Source organism: Neolewinella persica DSM 23188 (assembly GCF_000373105.1).
GTDB classification, from domain to species: domain Bacteria; phylum Bacteroidota; class Bacteroidia; order Chitinophagales; family Saprospiraceae; genus Neolewinella; species Neolewinella persica.
Genome location: NZ_KB890463.1, coordinates 1 through 25,772, shown reverse-complemented (window position 1 = coordinate 25,772; position 25,772 = coordinate 1). Strand labels below are relative to the sequence as shown.

General features: G+C 53.5%; 22 protein-coding genes. 9 read left to right on the top strand and 13 right to left on the bottom strand.

Annotated elements, in window-relative coordinates; genetic code table 11:
• The 3 genes from B036_RS33070 to B036_RS0123485 all read left to right on the top strand — a co-directional run.
• A partial coding sequence (locus B036_RS33070; protein ID WP_020571198.1) for an integrase core domain-containing protein occupies positions 1 to 253 on the top strand: 253 nt, incomplete at its 5' end.
• An 884-nt stretch (positions 254 to 1,137) separates the two neighbouring features.
• Positions 1,138 to 1,908 carry a 16S rRNA (adenine(1518)-N(6)/adenine(1519)-N(6))-dimethyltransferase RsmA gene (gene rsmA / locus B036_RS0123490; RefSeq protein ID WP_020571197.1) on the top strand — a complete coding sequence of 257 codons (771 nt, stop codon included), beginning with the start codon at positions 1,138 to 1,140 and terminating at the stop codon, positions 1,906 to 1,908.
• Positions 1,908 to 2,345 carry a GNAT family N-acetyltransferase gene (locus B036_RS0123485; protein ID WP_020571196.1) on the top strand — a complete coding sequence of 146 codons (438 nt, stop codon included), beginning with the start codon at positions 1,908 to 1,910 and terminating at the stop codon, positions 2,343 to 2,345. The genes rsmA and B036_RS0123485 overlap by 1 nt, the downstream gene beginning before the upstream one ends.
• A gap of 1 nt (position 2,346) precedes the next feature.
• On the opposite strand, the gene B036_RS32570 is transcribed toward B036_RS0123485, so the two are convergent.
• Positions 2,347 to 2,919 (bottom strand): FKBP-type peptidyl-prolyl cis-trans isomerase, encoded by a 573-nt coding sequence (locus B036_RS32570; RefSeq protein ID WP_020571195.1) that lies wholly within the window; start codon positions 2,917 to 2,919, stop codon positions 2,347 to 2,349.
• A 34-nt stretch (positions 2,920 to 2,953) separates the two neighbouring features.
• Between B036_RS32570 and B036_RS0123475 the strand changes: the two genes are divergently transcribed.
• The gene (locus tag B036_RS0123475) at positions 2,954 to 3,595 is read left to right on the top strand and encodes a toxin-antitoxin system YwqK family antitoxin (RefSeq protein WP_020571194.1); all 642 of its coding nucleotides are present in this window, start codon (positions 2,954 to 2,956) and stop codon (positions 3,593 to 3,595) included.
• A 145-nt stretch (positions 3,596 to 3,740) separates the two neighbouring features.
• The gene (gene porQ, locus B036_RS0123470; protein WP_020571193.1) at positions 3,741 to 4,793 is read left to right on the top strand and encodes a type IX secretion system protein PorQ; all 1,053 of its coding nucleotides are present in this window, start codon (positions 3,741 to 3,743) and stop codon (positions 4,791 to 4,793) included.
• Positions 4,794 to 5,068: 275 nt separating this feature from the next.
• Here the strand turns inward: porQ and B036_RS0123465 are convergent, their stop codons facing one another.
• The 9 genes from B036_RS0123465 to B036_RS30740 form a co-directional block, all read right to left on the bottom strand.
• Positions 5,069 to 5,545, bottom strand: a complete 477-nt coding sequence (locus tag B036_RS0123465; protein ID WP_020571192.1) for a nuclear transport factor 2 family protein — start codon at positions 5,543 to 5,545, stop codon at positions 5,069 to 5,071.
• Between the two features lie 685 nt (positions 5,546 to 6,230).
• A complete protein-coding gene (locus tag B036_RS0123460) occupies positions 6,231 to 7,346 on the bottom strand; it encodes an ABC transporter permease (protein WP_020571191.1) in 1,116 nt (371 codons plus the stop codon).
• A 6-nt stretch (positions 7,347 to 7,352) separates the two neighbouring features.
• On the bottom strand, positions 7,353 to 8,456 hold the full coding sequence (locus tag B036_RS0123455; RefSeq protein WP_020571190.1) for an ABC transporter permease: 1,104 nt from the start codon (positions 8,454 to 8,456) through the stop codon (positions 7,353 to 7,355).
• A gap of 172 nt (positions 8,457 to 8,628) precedes the next feature.
• Positions 8,629 to 9,351, bottom strand: a complete 723-nt coding sequence (locus B036_RS30745; RefSeq protein WP_020571189.1) for an ABC transporter ATP-binding protein — start codon at positions 9,349 to 9,351, stop codon at positions 8,629 to 8,631.
• 67 nt (positions 9,352 to 9,418) lie between these two features.
• Positions 9,419 to 10,318 (bottom strand): ABC transporter ATP-binding protein, encoded by a 900-nt coding sequence (locus B036_RS0123445; RefSeq protein WP_020571188.1) that lies wholly within the window; start codon positions 10,316 to 10,318, stop codon positions 9,419 to 9,421.
• Positions 10,315 to 11,247: an HlyD family secretion protein gene (locus B036_RS0123440; protein ID WP_020571187.1), complete on the bottom strand. Its 933-nt coding sequence runs from the start codon at positions 11,245 to 11,247 to the stop codon at positions 10,315 to 10,317. Before B036_RS0123440 ends, B036_RS0123445 begins: the two co-directional genes overlap by 4 nt.
• A gap of 57 nt (positions 11,248 to 11,304) precedes the next feature.
• Positions 11,305 to 12,609, bottom strand: coding sequence for a TolC family protein (locus tag B036_RS0123435; protein ID WP_020571186.1), 1,305 nt, complete (start codon positions 12,607 to 12,609; stop codon positions 11,305 to 11,307).
• Between the two features lie 363 nt (positions 12,610 to 12,972).
• On the bottom strand, positions 12,973 to 13,587 hold the full coding sequence (locus B036_RS0123430) for a TetR/AcrR family transcriptional regulator (protein ID WP_020571185.1): 615 nt from the start codon (positions 13,585 to 13,587) through the stop codon (positions 12,973 to 12,975).
• Positions 13,588 to 13,864: 277 nt separating this feature from the next.
• Positions 13,865 to 16,990: an FAD-binding and (Fe-S)-binding domain-containing protein gene (locus tag B036_RS30740; RefSeq protein WP_020571184.1), complete on the bottom strand. Its 3,126-nt coding sequence runs from the start codon at positions 16,988 to 16,990 to the stop codon at positions 13,865 to 13,867.
• A 91-nt stretch (positions 16,991 to 17,081) separates the two neighbouring features.
• Here B036_RS30740 and B036_RS0123420 point away from each other — a divergent pair, with 91 nt between their 5' ends.
• The 3 genes from B036_RS0123420 (at position 17,082) to B036_RS30735 (ending at position 19,584) form a co-directional block, all read left to right on the top strand.
• On the top strand, positions 17,082 to 17,672 hold the full coding sequence (locus B036_RS0123420) for a hypothetical protein (protein WP_026232285.1): 591 nt from the start codon (positions 17,082 to 17,084) through the stop codon (positions 17,670 to 17,672).
• Between the two features lie 119 nt (positions 17,673 to 17,791).
• Complete coding sequence (locus B036_RS0123415) at positions 17,792 to 18,367, top strand: DUF3109 family protein (protein WP_020571182.1); 576 nt, start codon at positions 17,792 to 17,794, stop codon at positions 18,365 to 18,367.
• A gap of 314 nt (positions 18,368 to 18,681) precedes the next feature.
• On the top strand, positions 18,682 to 19,584 hold the full coding sequence (locus B036_RS30735) for a bile acid:sodium symporter family protein (RefSeq protein WP_020571181.1): 903 nt from the start codon (positions 18,682 to 18,684) through the stop codon (positions 19,582 to 19,584).
• Between the two features lie 430 nt (positions 19,585 to 20,014).
• Here B036_RS30735 and B036_RS0123405 read toward each other — a convergent pair whose 3' ends face one another.
• The 3 genes from B036_RS0123405 to B036_RS0123395 all read right to left on the bottom strand — a co-directional run bounded on the left by B036_RS0123405 (position 20,015) and on the right by B036_RS0123395 (position 24,570).
• The gene (locus B036_RS0123405; RefSeq protein ID WP_020571180.1) at positions 20,015 to 22,756 is read right to left on the bottom strand and encodes a gliding motility-associated C-terminal domain-containing protein; all 2,742 of its coding nucleotides are present in this window, start codon (positions 22,754 to 22,756) and stop codon (positions 20,015 to 20,017) included.
• 506 nt (positions 22,757 to 23,262) lie between these two features.
• A complete protein-coding gene (locus tag B036_RS0123400; protein ID WP_020571179.1) occupies positions 23,263 to 23,559 on the bottom strand; it encodes an SCP2 sterol-binding domain-containing protein in 297 nt (98 codons plus the stop codon).
• 51 nt (positions 23,560 to 23,610) lie between these two features.
• Positions 23,611 to 24,570 (bottom strand): EamA family transporter, encoded by a 960-nt coding sequence (locus B036_RS0123395; RefSeq protein ID WP_020571178.1) that lies wholly within the window; start codon positions 24,568 to 24,570, stop codon positions 23,611 to 23,613.
• A gap of 33 nt (positions 24,571 to 24,603) precedes the next feature.
• Between B036_RS0123395 and B036_RS0123390 the strand changes: the two genes are divergently transcribed.
• A complete protein-coding gene (locus tag B036_RS0123390) occupies positions 24,604 to 25,218 on the top strand; it encodes an OmpH family outer membrane protein (protein ID WP_083926300.1) in 615 nt (204 codons plus the stop codon).
• The last annotated feature ends 554 nt before the right edge of the window (positions 25,219 to 25,772 follow it).

The window sequence follows — 25,772 nt, the reverse complement described above, 5'->3', positions numbered from 1 at the left end:
TGACATTGAGCTCAAATACATACAGCCGGGCAAACCTTCCCAGAATGGTTTAATGGAACGACTTAACAAGACCTTACGCGTTGAATGCCTTGATCTGAACTGGTTCCAATCTCTAGTGGAACTGAACGAGCGCATACAAGAATGGTCGGTAGTTTACAATCAGGTACGGCCACACAGCAGCATTGGATACAAATCACCCGTAAATCACGAGAAATCAAAACAGAATTTCTACTTTAGAGTGGTAGCGGCCTAGGGGAAGCGTACATTATTACCCGCTGCTTCTCTGCGGTACTCACGTGGGTGTAGATGTCGGTGGTAACCGAACTGGCGTGGCCGAGTAATTCCGCGCTGCGGATAATGGGACAAGATTGACCTGACAGCGTGATGGGGGGCATACACCACTCAACGTAACGAAGACGAGGTCTCCCCTCGCTAAGCCGGACTACCCTCCGAGTCTGGAGGAGGATGCCAGCTGTCACTCCTAAGCTATCGTCTCAAGAACAGCTTTCTAATCCTCCTCCTCTGTGCCGCCTCAGTGCTTCCCTCCGTGCTGACCTCTGTGAGAAAAATTGCTGTGAAGTACGTCCCCTTTTCCCCCTTGCTCCTTCAACCCTTCCCTGGCACCTGCGGCCGCGCCCTCTTAATTAGTCTTGTAGTTCAGTAGTGCTACCGCATTGGGAAGCTCGCTCCGCTTGGGTGGATGATCGGCCCGGTAACCAATCAAAATCCATTACAAGACCCCAAACCTTAGTGCAGCCCTTACTGCCTTAGTGGTTACCTGTAACACCTGCAACTTGAAACCTGTAACACCTGCAACTTAAAACCTGTAACACCTGCAACTTGAAACCTGCAACACCTGCAACACCTGCAACTTGAAACCTGTAACACCTGCAACTTGAAACCTGTAACACCTGCAACTTGAAACCTGCAACACCTCCAACTTGAAACCTGCAACACCTCCAACTTGAAACCTGTAACACCTGCANCTNGAAACCTGTAACACCTGCAACTTGAAACCTGCAACACCTCCAACTTGAAACCTGCAACACCTCCAACTTGAAACCTGTAACACCTGCAACTTGAAACCTGCAACACCTGCAACTTGAAACCTGCAACCTGACCCCTATCTTTGCCCCCATGCGCGCAAAAAAATCCTACGGTCAGCATTTTCTGACCAACGAACACTACGCCCACCAGATCGCTCATGCGCTGACCCTGACGGATCAGTATGACCATGTATTGGAAGTAGGCCCCGGCCAGGGGATGCTGACCAAGCACCTGCTGGAGCGCAAAGCGGACTTCGAATTAACGGTGAGTGAGGCCGACAAGGATATGATCAGCTACCTGGAGGAGCACTATCCTGAAATCGCTGATCGGATCGTTCCCGGGGATTTTCTGAAGGCGAATCTTAGGGATATCTTTGGAGAAAAGCCTTTTGGCCTTATCGGTAACTATCCCTATAACATCAGCAGCCAGATCATGATTAAGATGCTGGATAATTACCAGCAAATACCCGAAATGGTCGGCATGTTCCAAAAGGAGGTGGCCGACCGGGTCCTGGCGGGTCACGGCTCGAAAACCTACGGGGTGATCGGGGTCCTGGTACAATGCCGCTACGAATCCTCGCTGGTCATGAACGTAAGCCGGGGCAATTTCAGCCCGCCCCCCAGAGTGGAAAGTGCGGTGATCCGACTGGAGAGAAGGAAAGAACCTTTGGTGCCCGATGAGAAATGGGGACGGTTCAAGCACGTCGTCAAATCCGCTTTCGGGATGCGCCGGAAGATGCTGCGAAACAGTTTGAAGTCTGCCTTTTCGGACGAAGTGCTGGCGGGGGATGAGTTTTTTCAACGTCGGCCAGAGCAGGTAAGCCTGGACGACTTTGTTCGCCTGGCCTTAATGGACGAGTAATGCCGGAAGCGATCATCGTTCGGGAGGCTGACATTAATGAAGTGGTCGCGCTGTCCGCTTTAATTCCCGAATTAGGGGAATTTCCCCGGGAGAAGATGTACCGGGAGAAAGTAGCCGGGAAGCCCAACTTGATCCTGATCGCCGAAATCGGCGGCGTTGCCGCCGGCTTCAAGGTTGGCTACGAACGTGACGACTACTGGTACAGCTGGTTGGGTGGCGTACACCCCGAATTCCGACGGCGGGGAGTCGCCCGGATGCTCGCGGACCGACAGGATGAATGGGCAAGAGAGCGTGGCTACCCAACCGTAACATTTAAAACCCTGAATCGCCTTCGGAATATGCTGCGCTTTGGGATTGACCGGGGCTTCAACATCATCCGGGTGGAAGAACATGAAGATGTCCGGGAAAATCGGATTTGGATGCGGCGGGAGCTTTAGGTTATTCCTCGTAAACCTGAATATCATCGATCACGAATTCCAGTACGGTGTGGGCGGGCACCAGCGTATCGCCACGTGTCCCCACAAGGCCCTCAGCCCCATAAGCGAGTGCACTAGGACTGAGTATCCGGATGCTGCCACCCGGTTTAGCCCGTAAGAGGGCCAGGTTCCAGGCTTCAATCAGGCCACCGACGGTAAACTGCAGGGGGGCACCGCGTTTGCGACTGTTGTCAAATTCGGTGCCGTCGAGAAACAGTCCCTGATAATGAGCGGAGACGATATCGCCGGTAAGCAGCGGTGTGAATTCACCCGGATCAAGGATTTCGTAGAAATAGCCTTCGGGCGCCGCGTAAACGTCGTAATTTTGGTCAATAGCGCGGTTGATGATGGCATTTCGTTCTTTTCCTGCCCGATCTGACGAAGGGCTGAGCTCGGTGATCAATCGCTCTTCAATGGCTGACTTAGCAACGGCATCTTTTTCGGGCGCGGACGCAGGTGCAGACGATGAATTGGAGCAGGCAGAGAAGAAGCAGGCAGTGAATACCAGAAACCAAACGGTGATCGTTTTGGTCATAATCATTTATTATTTGCAGCGGTAAATTTACGCAATGAAGTACAGCACCTCTATTATCCTGACCCTGACGTTAATATTTTCCTCCTGCGGCGACGGCCTGGAACAACAAGAATCAATGGATGCGCTTGGCTTCCGAAAGGTCTTCTTCGTGGATCCGGAAACCGGGGAGAAAGAAGGATTATCCCAGGAGTTTGGCCCACAAGGCAAGCTCACCTACGAAGAATTTTACCGGGAAGGAATGCTGGAAGGGAAACGCAGGATCTTTGCGCCCAACGGACAGGTAATCGTCGAAGAAAACTACGTGGCGGACCAGTTTGAGGGGAATTACCTCAACTACGACTCGCTGGGCAATATGCTCCTTAAGGGACAATACATCGGTGGGGCGATGAATGGGGCCTGGTTTCAGTACTACACCGATGGTGGCGTGAAGGAATCTGTGACCTTTGTTGAGAACGCCACCGTTGGTCCCTTCCGTGAATGGTATGAGGACGGTAAGCCTAAAGCCAGCGGTGTTTATGCCCCCGATAGTAAGGAGGATGGCCTGCTCCATTTATACCTTGAATCGGGTGGCTTGGAGCGCGTGATGGAGTGCTCCATCGGCGTTTGTGCCACCACCTGGACGCCGGACAGCACGGCGCAGGCGCCTGCGGGGGTGGACATGACGCGGCCTAAATAGAAGTTGTCGAGTTATCGAGTTGTCCTGTTGTCGAGTTATCAATTGTCGTTAGCCTGATAATCCGATAACTAGATAACCCGATAACCTGACTAAAGCCACTTTTTTGCGGCCCATCCTATCTAGGTCTCGTAACTTACCGCCTACGATGCGAAACTATCTACTTTTTACCTGCTTTCTATTTTCATTTACCCTGACCGCGCAGGTTGGTGGTATCTCCGCCTACGAATTTCTGAACCTGCCCAATTCGGCCACGGTTGCCGGGATGGGCGGGCACCACATTGCGCTGATGGACGATGATCTAAGCCTGGCGGCCAGAAACCCCAGCCTGCTAAATCCGCTGATGCACCAGCGGTTTGCGCTAAGCCATGCCTTCCATCCGGCGGGTATCAGCAACAGCTCACTGGCCTACGGCCATTACCGGGAAGCCGCTAAGATGACCTTTCAGGCTGGTCTGCAGTTTGCCAGCTACGGCAACGATCTGGTTCGGCGGGATAATACGGGGCAGGACCTGGGTACTTTTTCGGCGTCTGATTATGCACTTACCGTTGGCGCTGCGCGCCAGTTCGAAAACCGGTTGAGCCTGGGCGCCAACCTCAAACTGGTTTCCTCCCAACTGGCTGGCTACACCAGCATTGGCCTGGCTGCTGACCTGGCGGTACACTACGTCGATACTTCCGGCAGGTTTGGCATTACCCTGCTGGCACGCAATGCCGGCCGACAGCTTTCCACTTATGATGACCTCAGCGGGCAGGAACCCATGCCCTTTGAACTGCAAATCGGTATCAACAAAGAGCTGAAATACCTGCCTTTCCGGTTTTCTCTGATTTACCGCTACCTCGATCGTTGGAACGTACTGTTCGATGACCCCGATGCGGAGGACGAAACCATTTTCCTGGCTTTAGGCGAAGAACAGTCCACCCGCGGTGCCGGTGCCGTGTTTCTGGATAACCTGGCCCGACATTTCGTTTTCAACGGAGAATTGCTGGTGGGGAAGCAACGGAACCTCCGCCTCCGCTTTGGCTACAACCACGGCCTCCGCCGGGAGCTACGACTAAGGGATTTTCGCAGCGGAGCAGGCTATACTTTCGGCTTTGCCTTCCGGACCAAACGGTTCTCCGTCGCCTACGGGAGAACGAACTATCACCTTGGAGGTGCCGTGAATCAGTTGGGGATTGATGTTGGGCTGGGGAAGCGGTAGGGTTTTGGTCTTTTAGTCTATTGATCCTTTGGTCTTTTGGCGGGAATTATGCGCTAAAACCTTAAGATTGGCTGCTCGGAGGTAGGCATCGGGATCGCTCGTCGGCCGAGGCGCGACGCAGGAGCTGACTCGTCCGCCGAGGGATTCCGTGCTACGACCTCTCGGCCGACGAGTCAGGCCTTTCGGGCCGCCTCGGCGGCCGAGTGATCTTCCCATAAATCCTTAAATTCTGTAAAGGCTAGCTTGGGGTTTACGACCAACAATATTGCTGCTCGTTATTCAGCAGTATTCTTAGCCTGGTAACTATCCAGCATCCCCCGCGTAGTTTCGTGCATCCGGGCCTTGAAAAAGGCGGACCAGCCAAGGAGCAAACCGTTGAGGCCCAGGGCTTGCCGGGCCCAGCGATAAAGGTTGAAGGTGTCGGTGTGCTTCACGATCTTCCCGTCCTTGATGATGAATTCGGCGTGGATCTCGTTGATGACCATCCTGCCCTTCGGGCCGTAGTTGTATCGGGCCATCCAGTCGGCGGAAGCACGTTCGCCCTCGCTCCACACTTCGCTGAAAGAGACTTCGGTGGCACCGCCACCGCGCTTCATCAGCATGCGCCACATGTCGTGGGCATCTTTTCCTTCCAGACGGCCGAAGGCGGGATCTTCGAAGACGACGTCGGGGGCGTAGCAGGCGACCATGGCTTCGGCATCCTGGTTGGCGAAGGCTATGTAGAAGTTGCTAATGAGTTCGTTGTTTGTCATAGGATTTGTCCTTCGCTGGTCCAGGGGAGTTTGAGATTCCTGGATGGGCAAGATACAACGTAACGGGAGAGGTTGGGGTTGAGATCGGGCACAATGCCTCTGCCTCCTAGCCGTCCGACCGCCTGCGCCTCGGCTTCGCCGAAGCCCCCGAGCGGCCCGTCGGCCTACGGCAAGTATGTGGTGGTACTTCCGTCGGACGGATTGTGTTGACGGCTTTTAGGCCGATTCCCCGCAAAAAGTCGCCTCTCCCCCTGCCCCTTTCGCTGCGCGGCTTCTACGCAGACGTATTCTCGTCTGCTCCGAGGTCCCCGGAGAGGGGTGACCCAAGCATTAGTGTTTTTAGGTGAAATATAAGATGTTCCAAGGCCTCAAACTAAAGTATTAGCTACAGTTTAAGCCAATCTAACACATCCAGTAAGGCGGTAGCCGCAGCGTATTTTAGTTCCCCTCTCCGGGGGAGAGGGGTTAGGGGAGAGGCGACTTAGGGCCGGCTGAAATTCAAATTCTTATCACCCTACCTCCGGGTGTCCGACCGCTAGCTCCCTCGGCGGACGAGCCAGGTCGTTCCTCCCGTTTCGCTTCGCGGCTACTTCGTGGTCGGCCGACGAGCGAAGGCTTTGCCTGCCCGCCAACGTCCCTCCCCCCGCACCCGCGCCCCCGCCCAAAAGAGCTGCTGAAAAAGGCTTCAACTAACCTTCCGATAACTCAACACCGCCAGCCCATTAAATACCAGCGCCATGATGGCCGTAACGCGAAAATTCCAAGCGACATCCGCAAAGCCGCTGCCTTTGAGCAGGACTTTGCGCATCACGGCAACAAAGTGCGCCACGGGGTTAGGGATGGTTAATAATTGGGCCCAATCTGGCATACTCTCGATGGGGGTAAATAAGCCACTCATCAGAATAAAAATCATCACGAAAAAGAAGGCGACGAGCATCGCTTGCTGCTGGGTATCTACCAGGTTGGAAATTAGCAAACCAATACCAAGTACGGCAATAAGGTTAACGAGGCAATAGCCGAAAACGACCCAGAGGCTGCCGACCATTGGAATGTCAAAAATTACCTTTCCGGCAGTAAGGCCAATGGTCAATAAGAGCATACCGATGAAAACGAAAGGAATCATTTTTCCAAGTATGAATTGCCAGCTCTTGATCGGCGTTACGTTGATTTGCTCAATGGTACCGATCTCCCGCTCCCGAACCGTATTCATGGCAGAGAGCAGGATGACCAATATAATGACCAGCTCGCCAAGAATACCCGGGACCATAAAGTACTTATAATTCAAATCAGGGTTGTACCAATTAGCCGAGGCTACTTCGATTCTGGAAGGAACCCTCCCGACACCCATGGCGGTTTCCAGACGGATGTCTTCGTTATAATCCCGGATGATGGACATCAGGTAGCCGGAACCCACGGTGGCTGCCTGTCCGTTGATGGCATTAACGAGTAACTGAAGTTTGGCGGGGTACCCTTTGAGGAAGTTACGTTCGAAGTCGGGTGGAATGTTCAGCACAATGTCTGCTTCACCGGCCAGCAGGTCATGGTCAGAGATGCGCATGGCCAGTGGGGCGTTGATGAGCGTAAACCGGTCGGAGGCGGTGATCTGACCGATCAGCTGGCGGGAGAACTGTGATTGATCGAGGTCGGTGATGGTGATGTTCACGTTCTTCACTTCGCTGTCTGCGGCAAAAGAAAGTAACATCAGCTGGACGATTGGTAAGATCGTCATCAGTGGCAACATGGCCCTGTTGCCGATGATCTGGATGAACTCCTTCTGGATGATGAATAGTAATCTTCGCATGAGGGCTTATTTGGTACGGACTTTGAAATTGACCCAGCTTAAAAGGAGCAGCACAATGGTCATCCCTGCCAGGACAACCGCGGGTTGCCAAAGGAATTCTCTGCCTAGCCCCTTCAACATTACGCCCTTGAGCAGTTCGATGAAATAAGTGGCGGGAATGATCTTAGAGATCTGCTGAAGTGGCCACGGCATACTATCAATGGGGAAGATGAAGCCGGAAAGTAGCATGGAGGGCATCAACAGGGTAAAGAGAGAGCCCATCATGGCCGCTTGCTGGGAGGCGGCTTTGGTGGAGATGAAGATGCCAAGTGAAAGGGCGGTGAGCACGTACAGCAGGCAGAAGGCAAACAATAAAACGAGGCTGCCAACGACCGGAACTTCAAAGATGAAATAGCCCATGACCAAAATGATGATGGCGTTGATCATGGCAAGAAATACGTAAGGCGTCACCTTTCCGAGGATGATCGTCACGGGAGAAAGCGGGCTGACCAGCAGGAGGTCCATCGTCCCCATTTCTTTTTCTTTGGCAATCGTCAGGCTGGTCATCATGGCAGAAATCAACAGCAGGATGATGGCCACTACTCCGGGAATGAAGTTGTAGGCGTTGATGAGCAGCGGGTTGTACACCAGTTGTGTTTCCACGCCGATTTGATACCTGGCCGGGCCACCGGCATAGCGCTGCTGGAAACTGCCGATGATCTGCGTACTGTAATTAATCAGGGTCGTGGCATAATTGGGGTCCGAGCCATCCGCCACTAATTGTAGGGAAGTAAGTTTTTGGCGAAAGAAGTCTTCCTCGAAATTTGGTGGAATAATGATGCCCAGCTTGACGTCGCCGGAGCGGAAAAGGGCGTCGAGCTGGTCCGTAGTGGGCGGTTGCTCGATCAGGTTGAAATAGCCGGTGGCGGTAATTTCATTGATCAGTTCCCGGCTCAATTCGTCGTGCGATTGATCGATCACCGCAATTGGCGCATTCCGGAACTCATTGGTGACCGCATAGCCGAAAATCAATACCTGGGCGATGGGCATTCCGAGGATGATCAGCAGGGTCCGCGTATCGCGAAGTATGTGGTAGAACTCTTTACGAACGAAGGCGAGAAAGGAGCGCATGCTGGATTGGTTGACAAGGTTGCAGGTGGCAAGTTTCAGGTTGGGGTTGCAAGTCTATGTTTCTGAGTCCTGAATCCTGATAGCTAAATACTAAGTTCTGAATTCTGATTACTAACAAGGGGCGGGGCCGCAGGTGCAAGGGGAAGTTGACGGGCAGGGTAGGGCAGCTCCGTTATCGGACCAGTCGCAGGAATACTTCGTCCATTGACTTAGCGGCAAACCGTTCCTTGAGCTCACCGGGCGTACCCAGGGCGGCGATCTTACCTGCAACCATAATGGATATGCGGTCGCAGTATTCCGCTTCATCCATGTAGTGGGTAGTGACGAAAATGGTCCGCCCGCCGCTGGCGGCGGCGTAGATCATCTCCCAGAATTGACGCCGGGTGGCGGGGTCGACTCCACCAGTTGGTTCATCAAGGAATACAACATCAGGGTCATGGACATTAGCCACCGAGAAGGAGAGCCGTTGCTTCCACCCCAGCGGGAGGCCGCCAACCTTTTCGTCCGCCTTGTCTTCCAGCTGTAACTCGGCTAGGATGTCGGCGGTCTTTGTTCTGATGTCCTTCCGCTTTAGTCCGTAAACTCCCCCGTAAAAATTAATGTTCTGGCGAATGGTCAGGTCTTCGTAGAGGCTAAATTTCTGACTCATATACCCGATCCGTTCTTTGATCTTTTCACTTTGGGTCATCAGGTTAAGGCCCGCAACGGTGGCTTCGCCACCGCTCGGTTTACTCAGTCCGATGAGCATTTTGATGGCGGTGGTTTTGCCGGCACCGTTTGCCCCCAGGAAGCCAAAGACCTCTCCCCGTTTAACGTTGAAGGTGATGTTGTCTACGGCGGTGAAGTTGCCGAATTTTTTGGTCAGGTTACTGGCAGTTATGGCGTTGGAGATCATGCTGGATTATTGTGAGGAGTACTTCCGTGTAGTTGTATGGTCAGGATGTAAGTACTTCGACCAGGCCTTACATCAGGGCCAAAAAGACGTCTTCAATGGTTGCTTCAGCAGGTTTGAGGAGGATATTTCCGTGCCCGCAATGTTCTGCGTAGGTGGTGATCTCTTCCCCGGTGGTAGCAGGCCTGGCGGTGAGGTGGAGGAACTCACCGAATACCTCGACGCGCTGGCTAAAAGGGGCTTTTCGCAGGTCCAGCAGCAACTGGTAATAGTTGTCGGCGCGGATGGCCCAGAGCGGCTCGGTAAAGTTTCCGACGATGGTTTGGGGCCGGTCGAGCGCGAGTATTTTACCGGTCTGCAGTAAGGCTACGCGTTCGCAGCGTTCCGCCTCGTCCATGTACGGCGTTGATACCAGGATGGTGATGCCGGCGTCCTTTAGCTGGGCGAGCATCGCCCAGAATTCGTCACGGCTCACCGCATCGACTCCGGTGGTCGGTTCGTCGAGGAACAGCACCTTGGGCTGGTGAATTAACGCGCAGCAAAGGGCCAGCTTCTGTTTCATACCGCCGGAAAGTGCGCCGGCCCGCCGGTCGCGGAACGGTTCAATCTGCTCGTAGATCGGTTTGATCAGGTGGTAATTTGCCTTAATCGTTGTCCCGAAAATGGTGGCGAAGAAATTCAGATTTTCACTTACGGAAAGGTCCTGGTAAAGGGAGAATTTTCCGGGCATGTAGCCTACGTGGCGTCGGATTTCCTTGAAATCCTTGTCGATATCCCAACCGGCAACGGTTGCCCGGCCAGCATCGGGGAGGAGCAGGGTGGTCAGGATCTTGAATAGCGTGGACTTACCGGCCCCGTCGGGGCCGAGCAGGCCAAATCGTTCCCCCTGCGCTACCTTGAAACTGAGTGCGTCCAGGGCCAGCGTGTCACCGAAGGACTTAGAGATGTTTTCTACCTCGATACCGTTCATTGCCCCTCGGTTTTGGTTATTGCACCCGCGTCCGCGCCCCCAAAATTCACTTCGGCGGGCATGCCCAATTTCAGGCGGCCGTCCGGATTAGGTACGGCAATCTTGATGGCGTACACCAGGTTAGTGCGCTCTTCCTTGGTCTGAATGGTTTTAGGCGTGAACTCCGCCCGGTCAGAAATCCAGGTGACCGTTCCCGAGAGCTGGTCATAAGCATCCGCTCCTGCATCGATCAGGACATCGACCTTCTGTCCGATACCGGCGCGCTGCAGCTGTACGCTGCCCGCATAAGCCCGGAGGGTGAGGGTGTCGATGTTGGCGATGCGGTAAAGCGGAGAACCCATGCCGACAATCTCGCTGGTTTCCGCCAGTTTGGTCATCACCGTTCCGCGGATGGGGTTGTAGATGTAGGCCTTGGAAATCTGGTGGTCGATGACTTCGATTTGCGCCCTAATGGGGTCTTTTCCGGAAAGTATGCCCCGGTTCACCTCGCTTATTTTCATCTGCGCGGCGGCAATCTGTTGGTCAACTACCTCGATCTGTCCGTTAAGCTCATCGAGTTGCCGGCTGGTCGCTGCTTTAGCGGCCACCAGCCTTTTGGTACGGTCGCGCTCCCGGATGAGGTTACGCTTTTGGTCTTCGAGTATGGCAATGTCTGGCGCCGCGGTTTTGACCTGTTTGCCGAAGGTGCTCAGCTGTGCTTCAAGCTGGCGCCGCTGAAGATACAATTGGGTGGTGTCCACCAGGCCGATAAGTTTGCCAGATGGAAGAACCTCTCCTTCCGCAACGCTTAAATAGAGCAGTCGGCCGTTGGCTTCGGCACTAACGGTCGTACTTGTAGCCTCGAAATTACCGTAGGCATCCGCCAGGGGGACACTTTCGGTACAGGCACTTAGGGCAAAGAGTATAAAAAGAAGACTGGAGTATTTCATTGGTGGTAGTTTCTGGCCTTGCGGATGGAGGGTTCTTTGTCGTCTGGTGAAAGTAGCTTAAAGGCTGCCCCTTTCATTTAAGAAATTGAGCTGCAACTCGACCAGTCTGGTTTCGTCGATTTGTAATGCCTGGCGGGCGCGTAGTTCGGCGTTTACCTGGGTCAGGTAATCCGTAGCGGTGATGACACCATTGTCAAGTTGAGCGGACAACTGGATCAGAATTTCTGCCTGTAGCCCGGCGATCTTCCGGTCCTGCTCGATTTGTCGGTCAAGTCTGTCGATGTCGGCGAGGTATGCTTCGTTCCCCGCGTTAAGGTTAAATAGGAAGGTTTCCTGCTGGTTATCGAGTTGGGCCATGCGCAGCTGAAGGAGTTCCCGTTGTTTTACTGATTTGCCCCAATCCTTAAAGGTCCATCTGAAGTTAACCCCGCCGATCGCATAGGGGGAGATGCCGCTATCAAAAACATTGAGAGGATTGGGGACGCCAACGCCAACCTGACCGAAAGCCGAAATGACGGGCTTTGTGTTAGCCTCAATCAGGGTTTCGTTGGCCATGACCGAAGCGCGTTGAAGTTGGAAGAGCCCTGATTCCGGGCGATCAATTGTCGTGATGGTTCGGAAGGCTGGCAGGGCAGGCAGCTCAAGGTCTACATCAACGGATAATTCCTGACCGGTCAGCGTGGACAGATTGGCGACGAGCCGGGCAATTGTACCCTTTACGTCATCCCGCTGCGCTTCGATTTCTACCTCCCTGACGCTTAGTTGAAGGACTTCACTTTCCAGGGCTGCGCCGAGTTCTACGGCTGCGGTAACGGTAGATTTTCGCTCCGCAATATCCGAAAGCGTGGTTTCGAAGAGGGCTATTCTTTCCCGGCTAAGCAGAATACCCAGAAACAACTGGTTGATTCTTCGCCGCAGTCCGAATTTTTCGACTTCCAGTTGCTGGTTGCCCAGTTTTCCTTCAGCCGATTTAAGGGCCTTGCGGGCTTCTAGCCGACCGCCGTCGTACAGTGTATAGTTGACTTCCCCGTAGGCCCGGGCATTGTAAAGCGGGATGTTGATGTCTATGGGGAAGTTTTCCCCACCGTCGAAACCGATGGTTTCGGACTGGAGGGTGGCGGACCCCACCAGGTTCAGTGTCGGTTTGCGCTCCAGGCTCAGGATGTCGAGTTCCGTACGGAGAATTTGGTCGTTCAGGTCCGCATTGCGGAGAGTGGGGTAATTGGCCTCTAACATCAGGTAGGCCTCGTTTAGAGAAAGTGTTTGTGCGCTTAGGTGGCTGGTAAATAACAGGCTTAGCAGTAGGAGAAAAGAAAGAAAGAACTGGCTACCTGGGTGTTTTTGGTGGTGGATTGTTCTCATTGATGCAGCAATTATAGTTCTGTCGTAGTTAACATGGCTCTATAACTACTGAGCAATCCGAATGGTTCAACCATTTGGTTAAATTTTGTGGATAAGATTGTATTCACCCGGTTTCAGGAAGCATTTTTCATCCGATGTAGGACGGTCAGAACTTGGATTGGGTCAATGGCCACCAGGCCCGGGGTACGGCCAGAGGTCTCGCTTTAAACCGTGCTGGTATAGCCAATGCGCCGGGATAGCGTCGCCATTGGCGATGCCTCGGGCATGAGGCCAGCCCCCAATTCTAACCACCCTGCACCGGATAATCGAATCGCACCAAAAGCATCAGGTAAACTTCAGACAATCTTTAATAACTGCACCATTTCAAGGCTTCAGCCCCGCATCCAGAAAACGAATCACCTCCTGGGTCCGCTCATCGAGTACTTGCTGGAAAAGCTCATCAGGAAGATTCGCCATTGTCGCTATCATCGGCCTCGCAATGAAGGGGAAAACCGTTAGGGACAATACGTGTAACAGGAGTTGAACCGGGCTGATCGGATAAACCTCACCGGATTCCCCCGCTTCGACGACTTGCTGGAAGAACGTCAACATCACGGGTTGAGTGTTGGCGCGAAGCGCCAGGTCCGTCACAAACTTGCCCTGGTTCTGAGAGAGTTCGTGCATAATGAAAAGGGGTAGCTGTGGCCGCTTGAGGAGTAGTGCGGTATAGTTGGAAACCAGATCGTGCAGTTTAGGTATCACCTTTTTATCGGAACTAAGGCTGGCGATCAAAATGGGGAGGACTTCATTGACCGCGTCGGTGAGAATGACCCGGAAGAGTTTCTCTTTACTGCGAAAATAGTAGTGCAGCATGGCCTTGTTGATCTCCGCTTCGTCGGCGACAACCTGCATCCGGGTACCTGCATAGCCCTTTTCTAAGAAGATCTTTTCGGCTGCACGAAGGATTTTTTCTTCAGTAGGGGTGGCTTTTTCGGACATGGAAAGGCTGATTTTTATTTCTAACGTACTTATTAATCTTTTGGTTGGACTTTAGGTTTAACCAGTTGTAAGGACCCTTCGTTTGAGGGGTGAGGACCTCCCGGTCCGAAGCGGGCAAGGGAGCGCAGCGATTTTGGACGTGGTGACGGCGTCTGCATCATTATACTGCCAACGAAAACGAGGGGTTCCGCTGGATCCTGCGGATCGGCGCTCACCCCTCGCTAAGTCGGACGACCCTCCGGGTCTGGGCGGGGATGTTCGGTATCGTTTGTGAACCCTAAACGCTGCCCCAACTCCCCAACAAAGCCTCCCCCGTACTAACCGCCCGAACCCCCAGCAAATCCTTTACCTGATGCCGGCAGCTGGTGCCGGAGGCAACCACTACGGTACCCTGCGGTAAACCCCGCAGGTGATGGAGTAAGGACTGCTCCGCAATCGTTTTACTTAGTTCGAAGTGCTCGGCTTCATAACCGAAAGAGCCGGCCATACCGCAGCATCCGCTGTCCAACAGGGTGACGTTGAAGTTAGCCGGCAGCGAAAGTGCGGCGGCACATTTACGGGTTTCCCCCAGGGCTTTTTCGTGGCAGTGGACGTGCAGAACGAGGTTGACGGTCTCGGGCCCAAAGTCTTCTGGCCCGATCCGACCGGCGGTAAACTCGCGGAAGAGGAACTCATCGAGGGTAAATACTTTTTCAGCCAGCTCACGGGCTTTTTCAGCCAATGTGCCCCGCAGTAGTTTAGGATACTCGTCGCGGAAGCTGAGAATGGCGCTAGGCTCTATGCCGACGAGCGGTTTGTCGGATGATACCAATGGTGCAAAGATTCCGACGTTTTTGACAGCGCGTTTTTTTGCTGCTGGCAGCATGCCTTTACTCAGGTGGGCACGTCCGCTAGGCACATGGTCCGGCCAGCTGACCTCGTAGCCGAGTTTTTCAAGGAGAAGGATGGTGGCTTTGCCTACGTGGACGTCCTGAAAGTTGGTGAATTCATCGCCGAAGAGATAGACGAGTCGCCTCTCCCCGAGCCCCTTTCGCTGAGCGGCTTCTTCGCAGACGTATTCTCGTCTGCTCCTAGGTCCCCCGGAGAGGGGAGACGTCTCTGCGCGCTTCCGCTCCTGTAGCAATGTAGCTTGAGACCGTTCAAACCACCCGCGTAAACTCTCCCGCGGGAACGCCGGCAAACTCCGGCCCGGCGCAATACCTGCCATTCGTTTGGCTAATGGCCCGAACAGTTTTAAGCCCAGGTTGGCAAGGCCGGGCACTTTACCTCCCCATTTATAAAGGTCTTCATTGGCCGCAACCAATCGCGTGCGCAGGGAAGCTTTACCACGCTGATACTGGTACTCTGCTTTCAGGTTGGTCATGTCGACCGAACTGGGGCATTCGCTGGTGCAGGCCTTGCAGCTTAAGCAAAGGTCAAGCGCTTCGGCGAGCTCCGGATGACCGAATGGATCATCGTGCTGGTTCCTGGTCAGGACCTCGCGCAGGGTATTGGCCCGGCCTCTGGTGCTGTGTTGCTCCGAGCGGGTGGCCCGGTAGCTGGGGCACATGGCGCCGCCAGTCAGCTTACGGCAGTCGCCGGAACCGTTACATTTTTCGATGGCGGGCAGCAGGCCGCCTTCTTTGCTGAAATCCAACAGGGTGGGGTAATCGGGCGTGGGAACGTCGGCTTCGTAGCGAAGGCTTTCGTTCATCGGCGGAGCTTCTACGATTTTGCCGGGGTTGAAGATGCGTTGCGGGTCGAAGACGTTTTTGAGGTCGACCAGCATCTGGTACACTTCAGGTCCCAGCATGTCTGGCAGGAAGGGAGCCCGGACGCGGCCGTCGCCGTGTTCGCCACTCAGGCTGCCCCGGTACTTTTTGACGAGGGCGGCTACATCCCGGGTAATCTTGTAGAAGTCCTCCCGGCCCCGCTGATGTTTGAGATTTAGGACCGGCCGGAGGTGGATCTCTCCGGCGCCGGCGTGGGCATAGTACACGGGGTTTTGTTGGTACAGGGTCATCAACCCGGTTACCTCATCTATGTAGTCGGCCAGGTCTTTGAGGGAGACGGCCGTGTCTTCGATGCAGGCCACGGCTTTAGCATCTCCGGCCATGTTCCCGAGGATGCCGAGACCGGCGGAGCGGAGATTCCAAACCACCGCAACGTTTTGCGCGCCGGTGAGGACAGGGGCGGCACTAGCCGATCCGGTTGTTTGTTTCATGGCAGCTGCGCCGATGGCGCGGGCTTTTTCGGTGGCCTGGGCATCCGTTGGTGCCCGGAATTCGACCAGCAGCAGTGCGCGCGGCATTCCGTGGACGAAGGCTGAATTTTTGCGTTGTTCGGGGTTCTCCCGGGCGAGCTTAAGGATGGTATCGTCCATCAGCTCGCACATAAATGGTTGGTGGACCATCACCTCCTGCGTGGCTTCCATGGCTTCGCGAATGGTGTCGTAGTGGAGGGCCACCACCGCCGAACCGGAGGGAGGGAGGGGTAGTATGCGGACTTTGAGCCGGGTAGTGAAAGCCAGGGTGCCTTCGGAGCCAGCAAGAAGGGTGCAGAGGTTGAAGTCTGGTCCGTTGGGCGTGAAGGGTTTTTGGCTCGCCAGCAGGTCCAGGGCATAGCCAGTATTCCGCCGGCTAATGTCTTTGCGTGGGAAGGCCTCCGTAATTTGCCGGCGGTTGTCTTCATCGCCCAACACTTCAGCAAGGTGGGAGAGTATGGTGGTCAGGAGCTGGCTTGGGGATTGCTCCTCAGAACCCCCTCCCAGCCTCCCCACGGGGGAGGGGCTATTTAAAACGCTGCGCGTTTTTGGCTGACCTTCAGGAGAGACAAGACAGTCCTCCTTTTTCTTCCCTTGCTCCTTTAATCCCTTATTTAGCACCTGCGGCCGCGCCACATAAAGGCTCCCATCTGAAAGCACTACTTCGGCTGCCAACACATGCTCGCGCGTACTGCCCACCGTGATGCTGGTACTGCCACAGCTGTTGTTACCGAACATGCCGCCCAAGGTGCAGCGGTTAGCCGTACTCGTATTTGGCCCGAACCAGTAGCCCAGCGGCGCTAAAGCTGCATTCAACTGATCCCGGATTACGCCTGGCTCCACCACCGCATATCCCTCCTTTTCGTTAACCTCCAGGATGTTGTTCAGGTGGCGACTTACGTCTACCACCAGTCCGGAACCAATGGCCTGCCCAGCCAGGCTTGTTCCCCCCGCCCGTGGAGTAAGCGGTAGCTGGTGTTTAGCCGCGAACCTTACGCACGCTACGATATCGGCAGTGGAATGGGGAAAAACAACCGCTAATGGCCTTTCCCGGTACACGCTTGCATCGGTGGAGTAAAGGATTCGGTGACCATCGTCAGTCTGAAGCTCGCCGCGAAGGGCGGCCGCTAAATCGGACCAAGGAGGAGAGGGTAGGGGCATGGCGTAAAAATACTGTAATTCAGCCTGTTTTTTGCTTTCGTTGATTTTAGGATACCGTACCTTTGTCCTTACCCCACAAACTAATTTATCCTTGCGTTATCCCTTAATTTTTCTTTTTGTACTAGTAAGTACTGCCCTTTCTGCTCAGCATACCGTGGACTATAACCCCCTGGCTGATCGGCTGGCGCAATATGCCCGGCTCACCATGAATTGGGAGGTCGACTCTTTACTGGATTTGACGGATCCTCAACTATTCGAAATTGTTCCCAGAGAGGCGGTACGTAACCAATTGATGGGGCTGAGTTCCGACGAAGACCTCAGCATAGAATTTGGCGAGTTTACCATCGACGAAATTGGCGAGATTGTAACTTATCAATCCGAGTCGTACTCTCCCATCAGGTGCCATCAGAAGATCGTTTTCACCCTTCTTTCGGAGAAGTACAAAACACCGGAATTCAGAGAGCGAATGCTTCGGATGTTGCATAAAAGCCATGGTTCCGGAAGTGTCCGGTACAACGAAAAGGACCAAAGCATTTTGGTCATTGCTGAGAAATCACTCTTTGCGATCCGACGCGGCAAAGCCGCGGATTGGTACTTTGTCGAATACCGGCCCGAGAATGCAGCTTTGCTGGATTTGTTGCTGCCACCGGCCGTACGAGCGATGGTGGGGCTGGAGCGGTAGTTAGTTTGTTGGTCTATTGGTCTATTTGTGCTATTGGTCCTTTAGAGCTAGTGTTCGGAACTTCAACAGACCAATAATGCCAACAGACCAAAAGCACCAATAAGACCAAAAGACGAAGTATGTACATCATCGGAAACATCATGGTCAGCGACGAAGTCACTGACGAACAATTTGCCTGTAACCTCACCGCCTGCAAGGGAGCCTGCTGTTGGGAAGGAGATTTCGGCGCCCCCCTCGAACGGGATGAGCTGCCAATCCTTGAAAAAATCTACCCGGAGGTTGCCCCGTTTTTGACCGAGGCAGGGCGTGCAGCGATTGAAGCACAAGGAGTCTATACGATCAACGAAACGACGGATGGGCACGATACGCCGTTGGTGGACAACGCAGCCTGCGCCTACATGACCCTCAACGACCAGGGCATGGCCATGTGTGGCATTGAACAGGCGCATCGGGCCGGAAAGATCGGCTGGAAAAAGCCCATCAGCTGCCATTTGTATCCGATTCGGGTAAAGTCAAAGCCAGAAGCCAACTTTGAAGCATTAAATTATGACCGGTGGGACATTTGCTCCGCTGCATGCAGCAAAGGAGCACGTGAAAAAATCCGTGTATTCGAATTTGCTAAGCCTGCGTTGATCAGAAAATACGGCGAAGACTGGTACGAAGAACTTGCCGCAGCAGTAGATAGAGAGCAATAAGCATGCTTACTCAAGCACACAGGTGGGCAGTGCCTTATTCTCTTCACTCACAGGAAGGATTTCGATAGTTAATAGCTGGTAATCAATGGGTTGTGAATAAAAAAGACCGGTCGTGCAAAGCACAGCCGGTCCAGAAATAAACACCTAAAACCCTATTAACATCTTTAAAACGAGCGCAATGGCGTCGTTTAGTATTTTAAGTACACAAAGAAAATAAATTCTTGTTACTACACCTGTTTATATCTTAGGGTAACAACTTTGTATAGTGCGAAAATAGTAGCTTTATCTGACTAACACAAACAACAGCTAAAAAAATGATCGATTTTCTTATTGCCTTGATCTTAGGCTTGATCATGTTTAGCATTGGCTTGAGTCTTCGTGCCGACAATTTTCGCAGGCTTTTTACGGATCCAAGAGTCCTCTTTTTGGGGCTCGTATTACAATTGGTATTGTTACCATTTTTGGCTTTTTTTATCAGTTGGATACTGAAACTCCCACCAGCATTTGCCGCAGGGGTGGTGATCCTCGCTGCCTGCCCCGGTGGCCTGACCAGCAATTTCATCAGTTTTCTGCTTAAGGCTAATACCACTTTGGCGGTAAGCCTGACGATTTGTAATACGACCTTGTCGATGCTGTCCATCCCCTTAATCGTTAATTTGGGATTGAGTGTTTTCTGGACGGGGGAGGGATTAAGTCACTTGCCGGTCTTACCGACTTCTGGAAGAATTTTCCTGATCGTACTGGTTCCGATTATGTGCGGGATGTTTTTCAGGGTGAAACAACAGCAGCGGGCCAATTACCTGCAGCCACGGCTCCGCTGGCTGAGCATCATCCTGTTGGGCCTGCTTTTTGGCCTGAAGCTGTTTGCACCAGCAACTGCCGGCGGCAGCAACCTACTGTTAGCAGAGATAGCCGTTATCCTGCCAGCTTCCCTGCTGGTTAACTTCGCGGCCCTCTTTTCAGGCTACGTTTTCGGACGGCTTTTCGGCTTTGGCCGAAACGATCAACTTACACTGGGGGTAGAGGTTGGCATCCAGAATACGAGCCTTGCCTTCCTGATTACCTCCACCTTACTGGCCAACGAACAGATGCTTAAGCCTGCACTTGTTTATGCCATGTTTACCTTTTTTTCAGGGCTGCTTTATGGGCTTTGGCTTAAGCCGGGGATGTGGGGGGCCTTACGTAAGGAGTGGCGGTTGCTGAAGTTTTTTGGGTGAGTTAGAGAGATTAACCACTAAGGGAGTAAGGGCTACACTAAGGAAGAGGGGAGGGAGGTAGGAACCATTGAGAGTAGAGCTGAGCCGCAGCAAGAAGGAGCGGTTACGGCCGGAGGTCCGTCTCTTGTAGCGAGGGGTGAGCGCCGATCCGAAGGATCTAGCGGAACCCCTCGTATTCGTTGGTGTTCAGGTTGCAAGTTCCAGAATGAAGGGGCGCGGACGCAGGTGCAAGGGATAAGGGTTAAGAAGCAAAGAATCGTCACTCCGGACAAAGTTGCTACGCTACCTTGCCTTAGAGAATGGTGAAATTATTGAATGGGAGAACGGCCTCCGCAAGCTCCGTTCGTGGCATTGCGCAAGCTCACCAGAGCTAACAGGTGTGCTCATTCTCACATTCAATTATTCCTCCATTCCATTATTCTCTCCTTCGTTACTCCCCGGTAATCAGTTCAATGAACCCGCTGAGGGGCTCTGGGGCAAGCGTCACGCCATCCAAACGTTGTTCGAAGACCTGCCCAACGTAGTAGTAGGTGCCTGAGGCCAATCGGTCTCCGTTAAGGTTGGTACCGTCCCAGTTAATCGCGGGGTCGTTGGTTTCGAAGACGAGTTGGCCCCACCGGTTGAAAATCTGAAACTCGACCCGTTCCACGAAGCAACGACCACGTGGGATGAAGAGGTCGTTCTGGCTGTCGCCGTTTGGCGTGAAGGCATTGGGCAGATCGTAGATCGGACAGTTGGTAACGCAAACTTCGGTGCTCAGGTCGCTTTCGTTGCCATTGAGGTCGAAGGCGCTAATGGTGTAGCATCCGGTGATGCCACCTTGAGGCGTATGGTCGAAAGTAAGGATGCTCTCACTGTTAATTTCAGCAATCAGCACTCCGGGCTGGCCAGTATTGGGGGAGAAGTACAGGCGGTAGCCGGCAACGTCTTCGTCTCCACAAACGTCTACCGGAGCAACCCAGTTCAGGGTATTAAAAAGGTTGTCGGTAATGGTACAATCAACGCCCCGGTCACAAACACTGATCACCGATAATTCGGGTGGGCAAGGGGGGACATTATCCAGCGGCTGGAGGCAGATTTGCTGACTCCGGTTGAGCAGTGGGCTCGGGATGTCGTTAACACTGTACGTGCCTGAAGCCAGAACGTAGTAACAGTACTCTTCGCCGTTAATCAGGTTTTGATCCCGGAACGAAGTTTCGGCGGTGGTGGTCAGAAGCGTAAAGCTGCCGCCGGGGTCCTGGCGGAAGAGATCGTAGGAAACATTGGTCCAGGGCGTAAGGGAAGTCCAGCTAAGGACTGCAGCATTATCGGTAGGCGCACCCGCAATGCGGACGGAGGAGCCCGGCTGGGCTTCGCCCACCGGATCGGATTCGTTGTCGACGAACAGTTCGATGCGGTAAGAATACGCCTGACCTTCGGTATCCAGGTTCGAATCAGTAAAGCAAGTGTCTACCGGGGCACCGAAGAACTGGCGCGTAAAGGAGGTGATCTCCGTAAAGTCTGCCGGGGCGGTCGTCTGGCCATCTGCACGGCTAAGTACGTAGCGGTAAGGGCCGGTATTCAATACCGTATCCAGAGCAAGCGCAGCCGGCCTGATCCAGCAAATATCGATGACGCCGTCTGATGCTCCGGTCGTCTCTATGTCGACCTTGGTCAGCAGTGGAATATCTCTTGCCAGCTGAACACAGATTTCCTCCGAAGGTATTGATTCGATTTCCTCGAAGATGAGCGGCAGGTTAGCAATGGGGCGGCCCAGCAAGGCCAGGACACGGTAACAATAGGTTTTGCCACGTTCGATGTCATCATCGATGTAGACAAAACGGCCGTCGGCCATTTCCATCGTTTCGGTGGGGGTGATCTGAGTATAGCCCTTGCCAGACAGTCCGGTGGTACAAGTGTCGACGGGGAAAGGGTTACTGCCCTCTTTCCGCCAAACGGTAAAGCCGAGAAAGCGCGGGCTTGGCGTGTCTTCGCAGCGGTAGGGCTTGTCCCAACTCAGCGTAATGAATTCATCATCTACGACGGTCTGAAGGTTTTCGGGAGGCGGAGCCACGACTTTGATGGAGACGACCCGGACGGTGGACAGGCCACTCATGGGATCGAAAAAGTCATCTTCCGCCCGAAAGACCACGAAGTAGGGTTGGTTGCTGATGTGTTCACAGGTGGTGGCCCAACGGAAGGTTTTTCTTACTGGATCGACGAGCCAGGCATCAGGCCCGGGCGTGAAGGTCGCAGAGTTGGATTCAATGTCGAAGGGCCGGCCGCTGGCCGTCAGCCGTACCCTCTGGTCACTGTCGGTAATGGGCGCGGTAGCGATCACGTCGAACTCGATGACCTCCCCGGCGGTGACACAGATGACTTCATTGGGTAGTTCGATGACGGGCGGGTCATTGGCGCATTCGGCAACGAAGATCTGCATGTCGCGGACAAGGGTGTCGAGGGGAATGCCGTTGCGGAAAGATTTGACGAGGAAGGCCAGGGTGTATTCTCCGGAAATAGCTGGGGCATCCCAGGTGATCTGACCAGTAGTTTCATTGATGGTGAGGGAGCTGTTGCCCAGGCCCGGGCGTACGTAGTTGGCGATGGGGGCCCTTGGTGCCCGCTGGGGGACCGTGAATTCGAAGGCCAGGCTATCGCCGTCTACGTCAAATGCTCCTGGGTTGTGGGTCCAAACGGAACCGATACAGGCGTTCTCGATGGGGACTTGCGTAAGCTGCGGCGAAGAATTACAGCCGTTGAGCAGCGGATTAGTAAGTGTGTATACGGTGTAGACGCTGAAGGGGATATTGACCGAGCCACCGCCGTCAATGTTGACGATGTTGGCCACCCGGTTCTGGTCTTGGAAACTGAGGAAGTAACGTCCGAACCCGGGATATTGATGGCAAGCTTCATATTCATTGCGTTTGATACCATCGACAATATTGAAGATCTCCCGCGATCGCCGAATGGTGTCCGAAGTACCGTCTCCCCAACGAAGAATCAGTTCTTCCCGGTCAACATCCGTCTGGACCGTCTCGGTGTAAGTGATGATGGTCGCACATGCGCTGAGTTGGTTGTTGATGTCTGAACAATCGCCGTCGGAGCGTACAATGATCTCGCCAGCCCGGTTGTGGGTGGCTAAAAGCATGGTTGGCAGCGCAAGCAATAAGAACAGCAGGTAGAAAAAACGCATAGGCCTCACGGGTTTAAGTGTACTTCAGGTAGATGCACACTTCCTCAATAACGCATAAAATAGGATTTTGCTTTTGTTTTTGGTGTTTTATGTGCGGGAAGGGGTGGGGAGGCGACTTAAAATGCCGCCGTTGGCGGTCTTTTACGGCACCGTTCCGCAGCATTTATGCTGCCCTTGAGACTAAAGGTGGGCATCCAGCGAAAAGGAGATGGAGCGGTCTTATTAGTCTGTAGTCTGGTAGGAGGTAGTCTTGTAGTCCTGCAACAGGGGGCTGATCGCTCCGCTCGTGGGACTACCGCTATTTTTTACTACAAATAGCCCTAAATGCCCTTAATGGTTAACCCCCTCCCTTAGTGTAGCGCTCAGTGTCCTTAATGCCTTAGTGGCAACCCTTCCCTCCCTTTTAAGACCACAAACGGCCCCCCGAAAATATCGGACGGCCGTAGTGGGTGATTCCAGATTTTTGGATCGTTGATTATCGGATAACCCGACAACCGACTACTTGACTAGCTGAGCAGGCCCTGCAGTTTCATCGCCAGGCCCATATCGCCCTTGATCTTGATTTTTCCGCCCATCATTGCCATCATTGGGTTGAGGTTGCCGGAGCGGAGTTGGTCGAGGGTGTCGACGGTAGTGGTCACTACGGTGTCGGCCTCTTTATCTTCATTGGTGACTACGGCAGTGTCGCCGGTCATGTCGATGTGGATGATGCCATCACCGAGGTCAAGCTTGAGGCTTTTGCCGAGGTTAGGCGCTTTTGCAGCTGCGGCTTTTACACCAGCATCGAATTCTTCGAAAGTCATTTGTCAGGATTTTTTGAGGCCGCAAGTTAGCGAAATTTCGCTAATCCTGATTCATCGCCGCAAACCTTTATTTCCCATCGGGATGGCCAGGTCATCGATGATCTCTGCGGTTGAAGGCTTCGCGGCAGTTTTGGAAGAATTGATGAAATACACCCCGGTCAGCAAAATGCCCCCGGCGATCACTGATTGCAGCGTTACCGCCTCGTTGTTCAGCGCGGCGCCTAGCAGCGCCGCCACGACTGGGTTGACGTAAGTACTGGTGGCCGCCTTTTCCGGGCTGACGTTCCGCATCAGGTAATTAAAGGCCGAAAAAGCGATAATGGCCCCGAAAATGATGAGGTAGGACGTGGCCAGGATGGACTTCATGCTCAGCTGGTCGATCGACCAGCCTGTCCATTCCCCAATGAGCAGGCTGAAGACCATGGCAACACCTCCACCAACGATCATCTGCATGGCTGTAGAGCGGAAATTGTTTTTTCCCATGTCGAGCCTGGGGTTCAGAATCATGCCAAGGGCCCAGGTCAGGATGGCAAAAAGGATGACGGCCAGGCCAATGGTCTCCGCTTTACCGGCCACTAACTCGGGCTGTCCGATTAGTAAACTCATGCCGATAATGCTGATGCCAGCCCCAAGAAAGGCCTTGTTTGGTGGGCGGGTGGAGAAGAAAGTCCATAGTAGCACCATGATCAGCAAAGGCTGGAAGGCTACCAGAAGTGCCGCCATGCTGGTGTCTACCCATTGCTGGGCCCAGACGACGCCGCCGACACCAATGGAGAGGAACATCACACCCATGTACGCGGCATTGCGCCAGTTTTTGACAGTGGGCATGGTTTTATCTCCCCGAAGGAGCGAGATGGCATACAGGAGGGTTCCCGCCAGGAGAAACCGGACCCCGCACATCCCGAAGGGAGGCAGGGAATCGATCGCCCAGTAATTGGCCAGGTAGGTAGATCCCCAGACGAAATAAGTAATGGCGAAAGCGCCAATGATGAGCCATTGTTCTCTGGTCATGGAGGAGATGTATCTTTGCGCAAAATTACAACTATGAAAACGTTGACGAGAATACTTCCTACATTAGTTTTAGTTGCTGTCGCAATGGTGTTTTTCAGCTGCCAGCCGCAGGGATCAGCACCAGCTACCGAGACCGCCACTGCAACGGGTACCACAACGGGTGGCCCGACGATAGTTTACGTCCGGTTAGACAGCCTCCAGGTAGGTTATAATGACCTGGCCACCGAGCTGGAACGATTGGAGGGCAATGTACAGAAAGCTCAGGATAACATCCAAAAAGAGATGGCTAGCCTGCAGCGCGAAGTACAACAGCTACAGAACAAAGCTCAACAGGGGTTGATGACGCCGAATAAGATCCAGTCGGAGCAGCAGCGCATCGGCCAGAAAGAGCAGCAGATCATGCAGCAGCGCGAAGTGGCCATGGCCAGCATCCAGGAAGACCAGATGCGCCTTCAACAGCAGTTTGGGGAACGCCTTAAGGCTATCCTCGAAACGATGAAGGAGGAGAATGGTTACGACTTCATCCTCAATGAGGGCGGCGGCGGCGGCCTGCTGATGGCCAATGACGCATTTGACATCACCAAGGACGTGCTGAAGCGGTTGAACGCCCAGGAAGTGCCGGTTATGGCTAAGGATAGCCTTGAGTAATAATTGTTGATCCTTGCTTGGTAGGAACCACTGTGGCATTAAAACAGTAGGCTCTACACTATGAAAGGACACGTTAGAATAACCATTAAAGGATATTCAGGTACTGAGCACTGATGCGTATCAGGGCCGGAAGTCCGTCTCCTGTAACATGAGTCATCCCGAATTTTGAGCCCACATTAAAGTGAGGCAAATCGAGATGGCCATTCTAAGTCTGTAGAGCGGTATCGAGGCATCTCGGTACCGCTTTCCAGTTCTATGACAGTAATTTCTTAAAAAAAGAGGAACCCAGCCTTTCCAGTTGCGCAATATCTGGAGCATGAAGTCATAGACCAAGGTGACGATACTCATCAGCTTCATGCGGTTGTCCCAAAACCATAGCCTTGGCGANTCCAAACCCAGCTCTGACTTGAGAAAACGAAACCCCTGTTCCGCTTCCCATCGGTGGAAATAAATATACATCATCTCCCAGGCCAGGGCTTCGCAGTCTACGTCTAAAGAGGTAAGCAGGTACATTGGCCCCTGATAGTTCTTCTTGTCACGGATAATGATCAGAG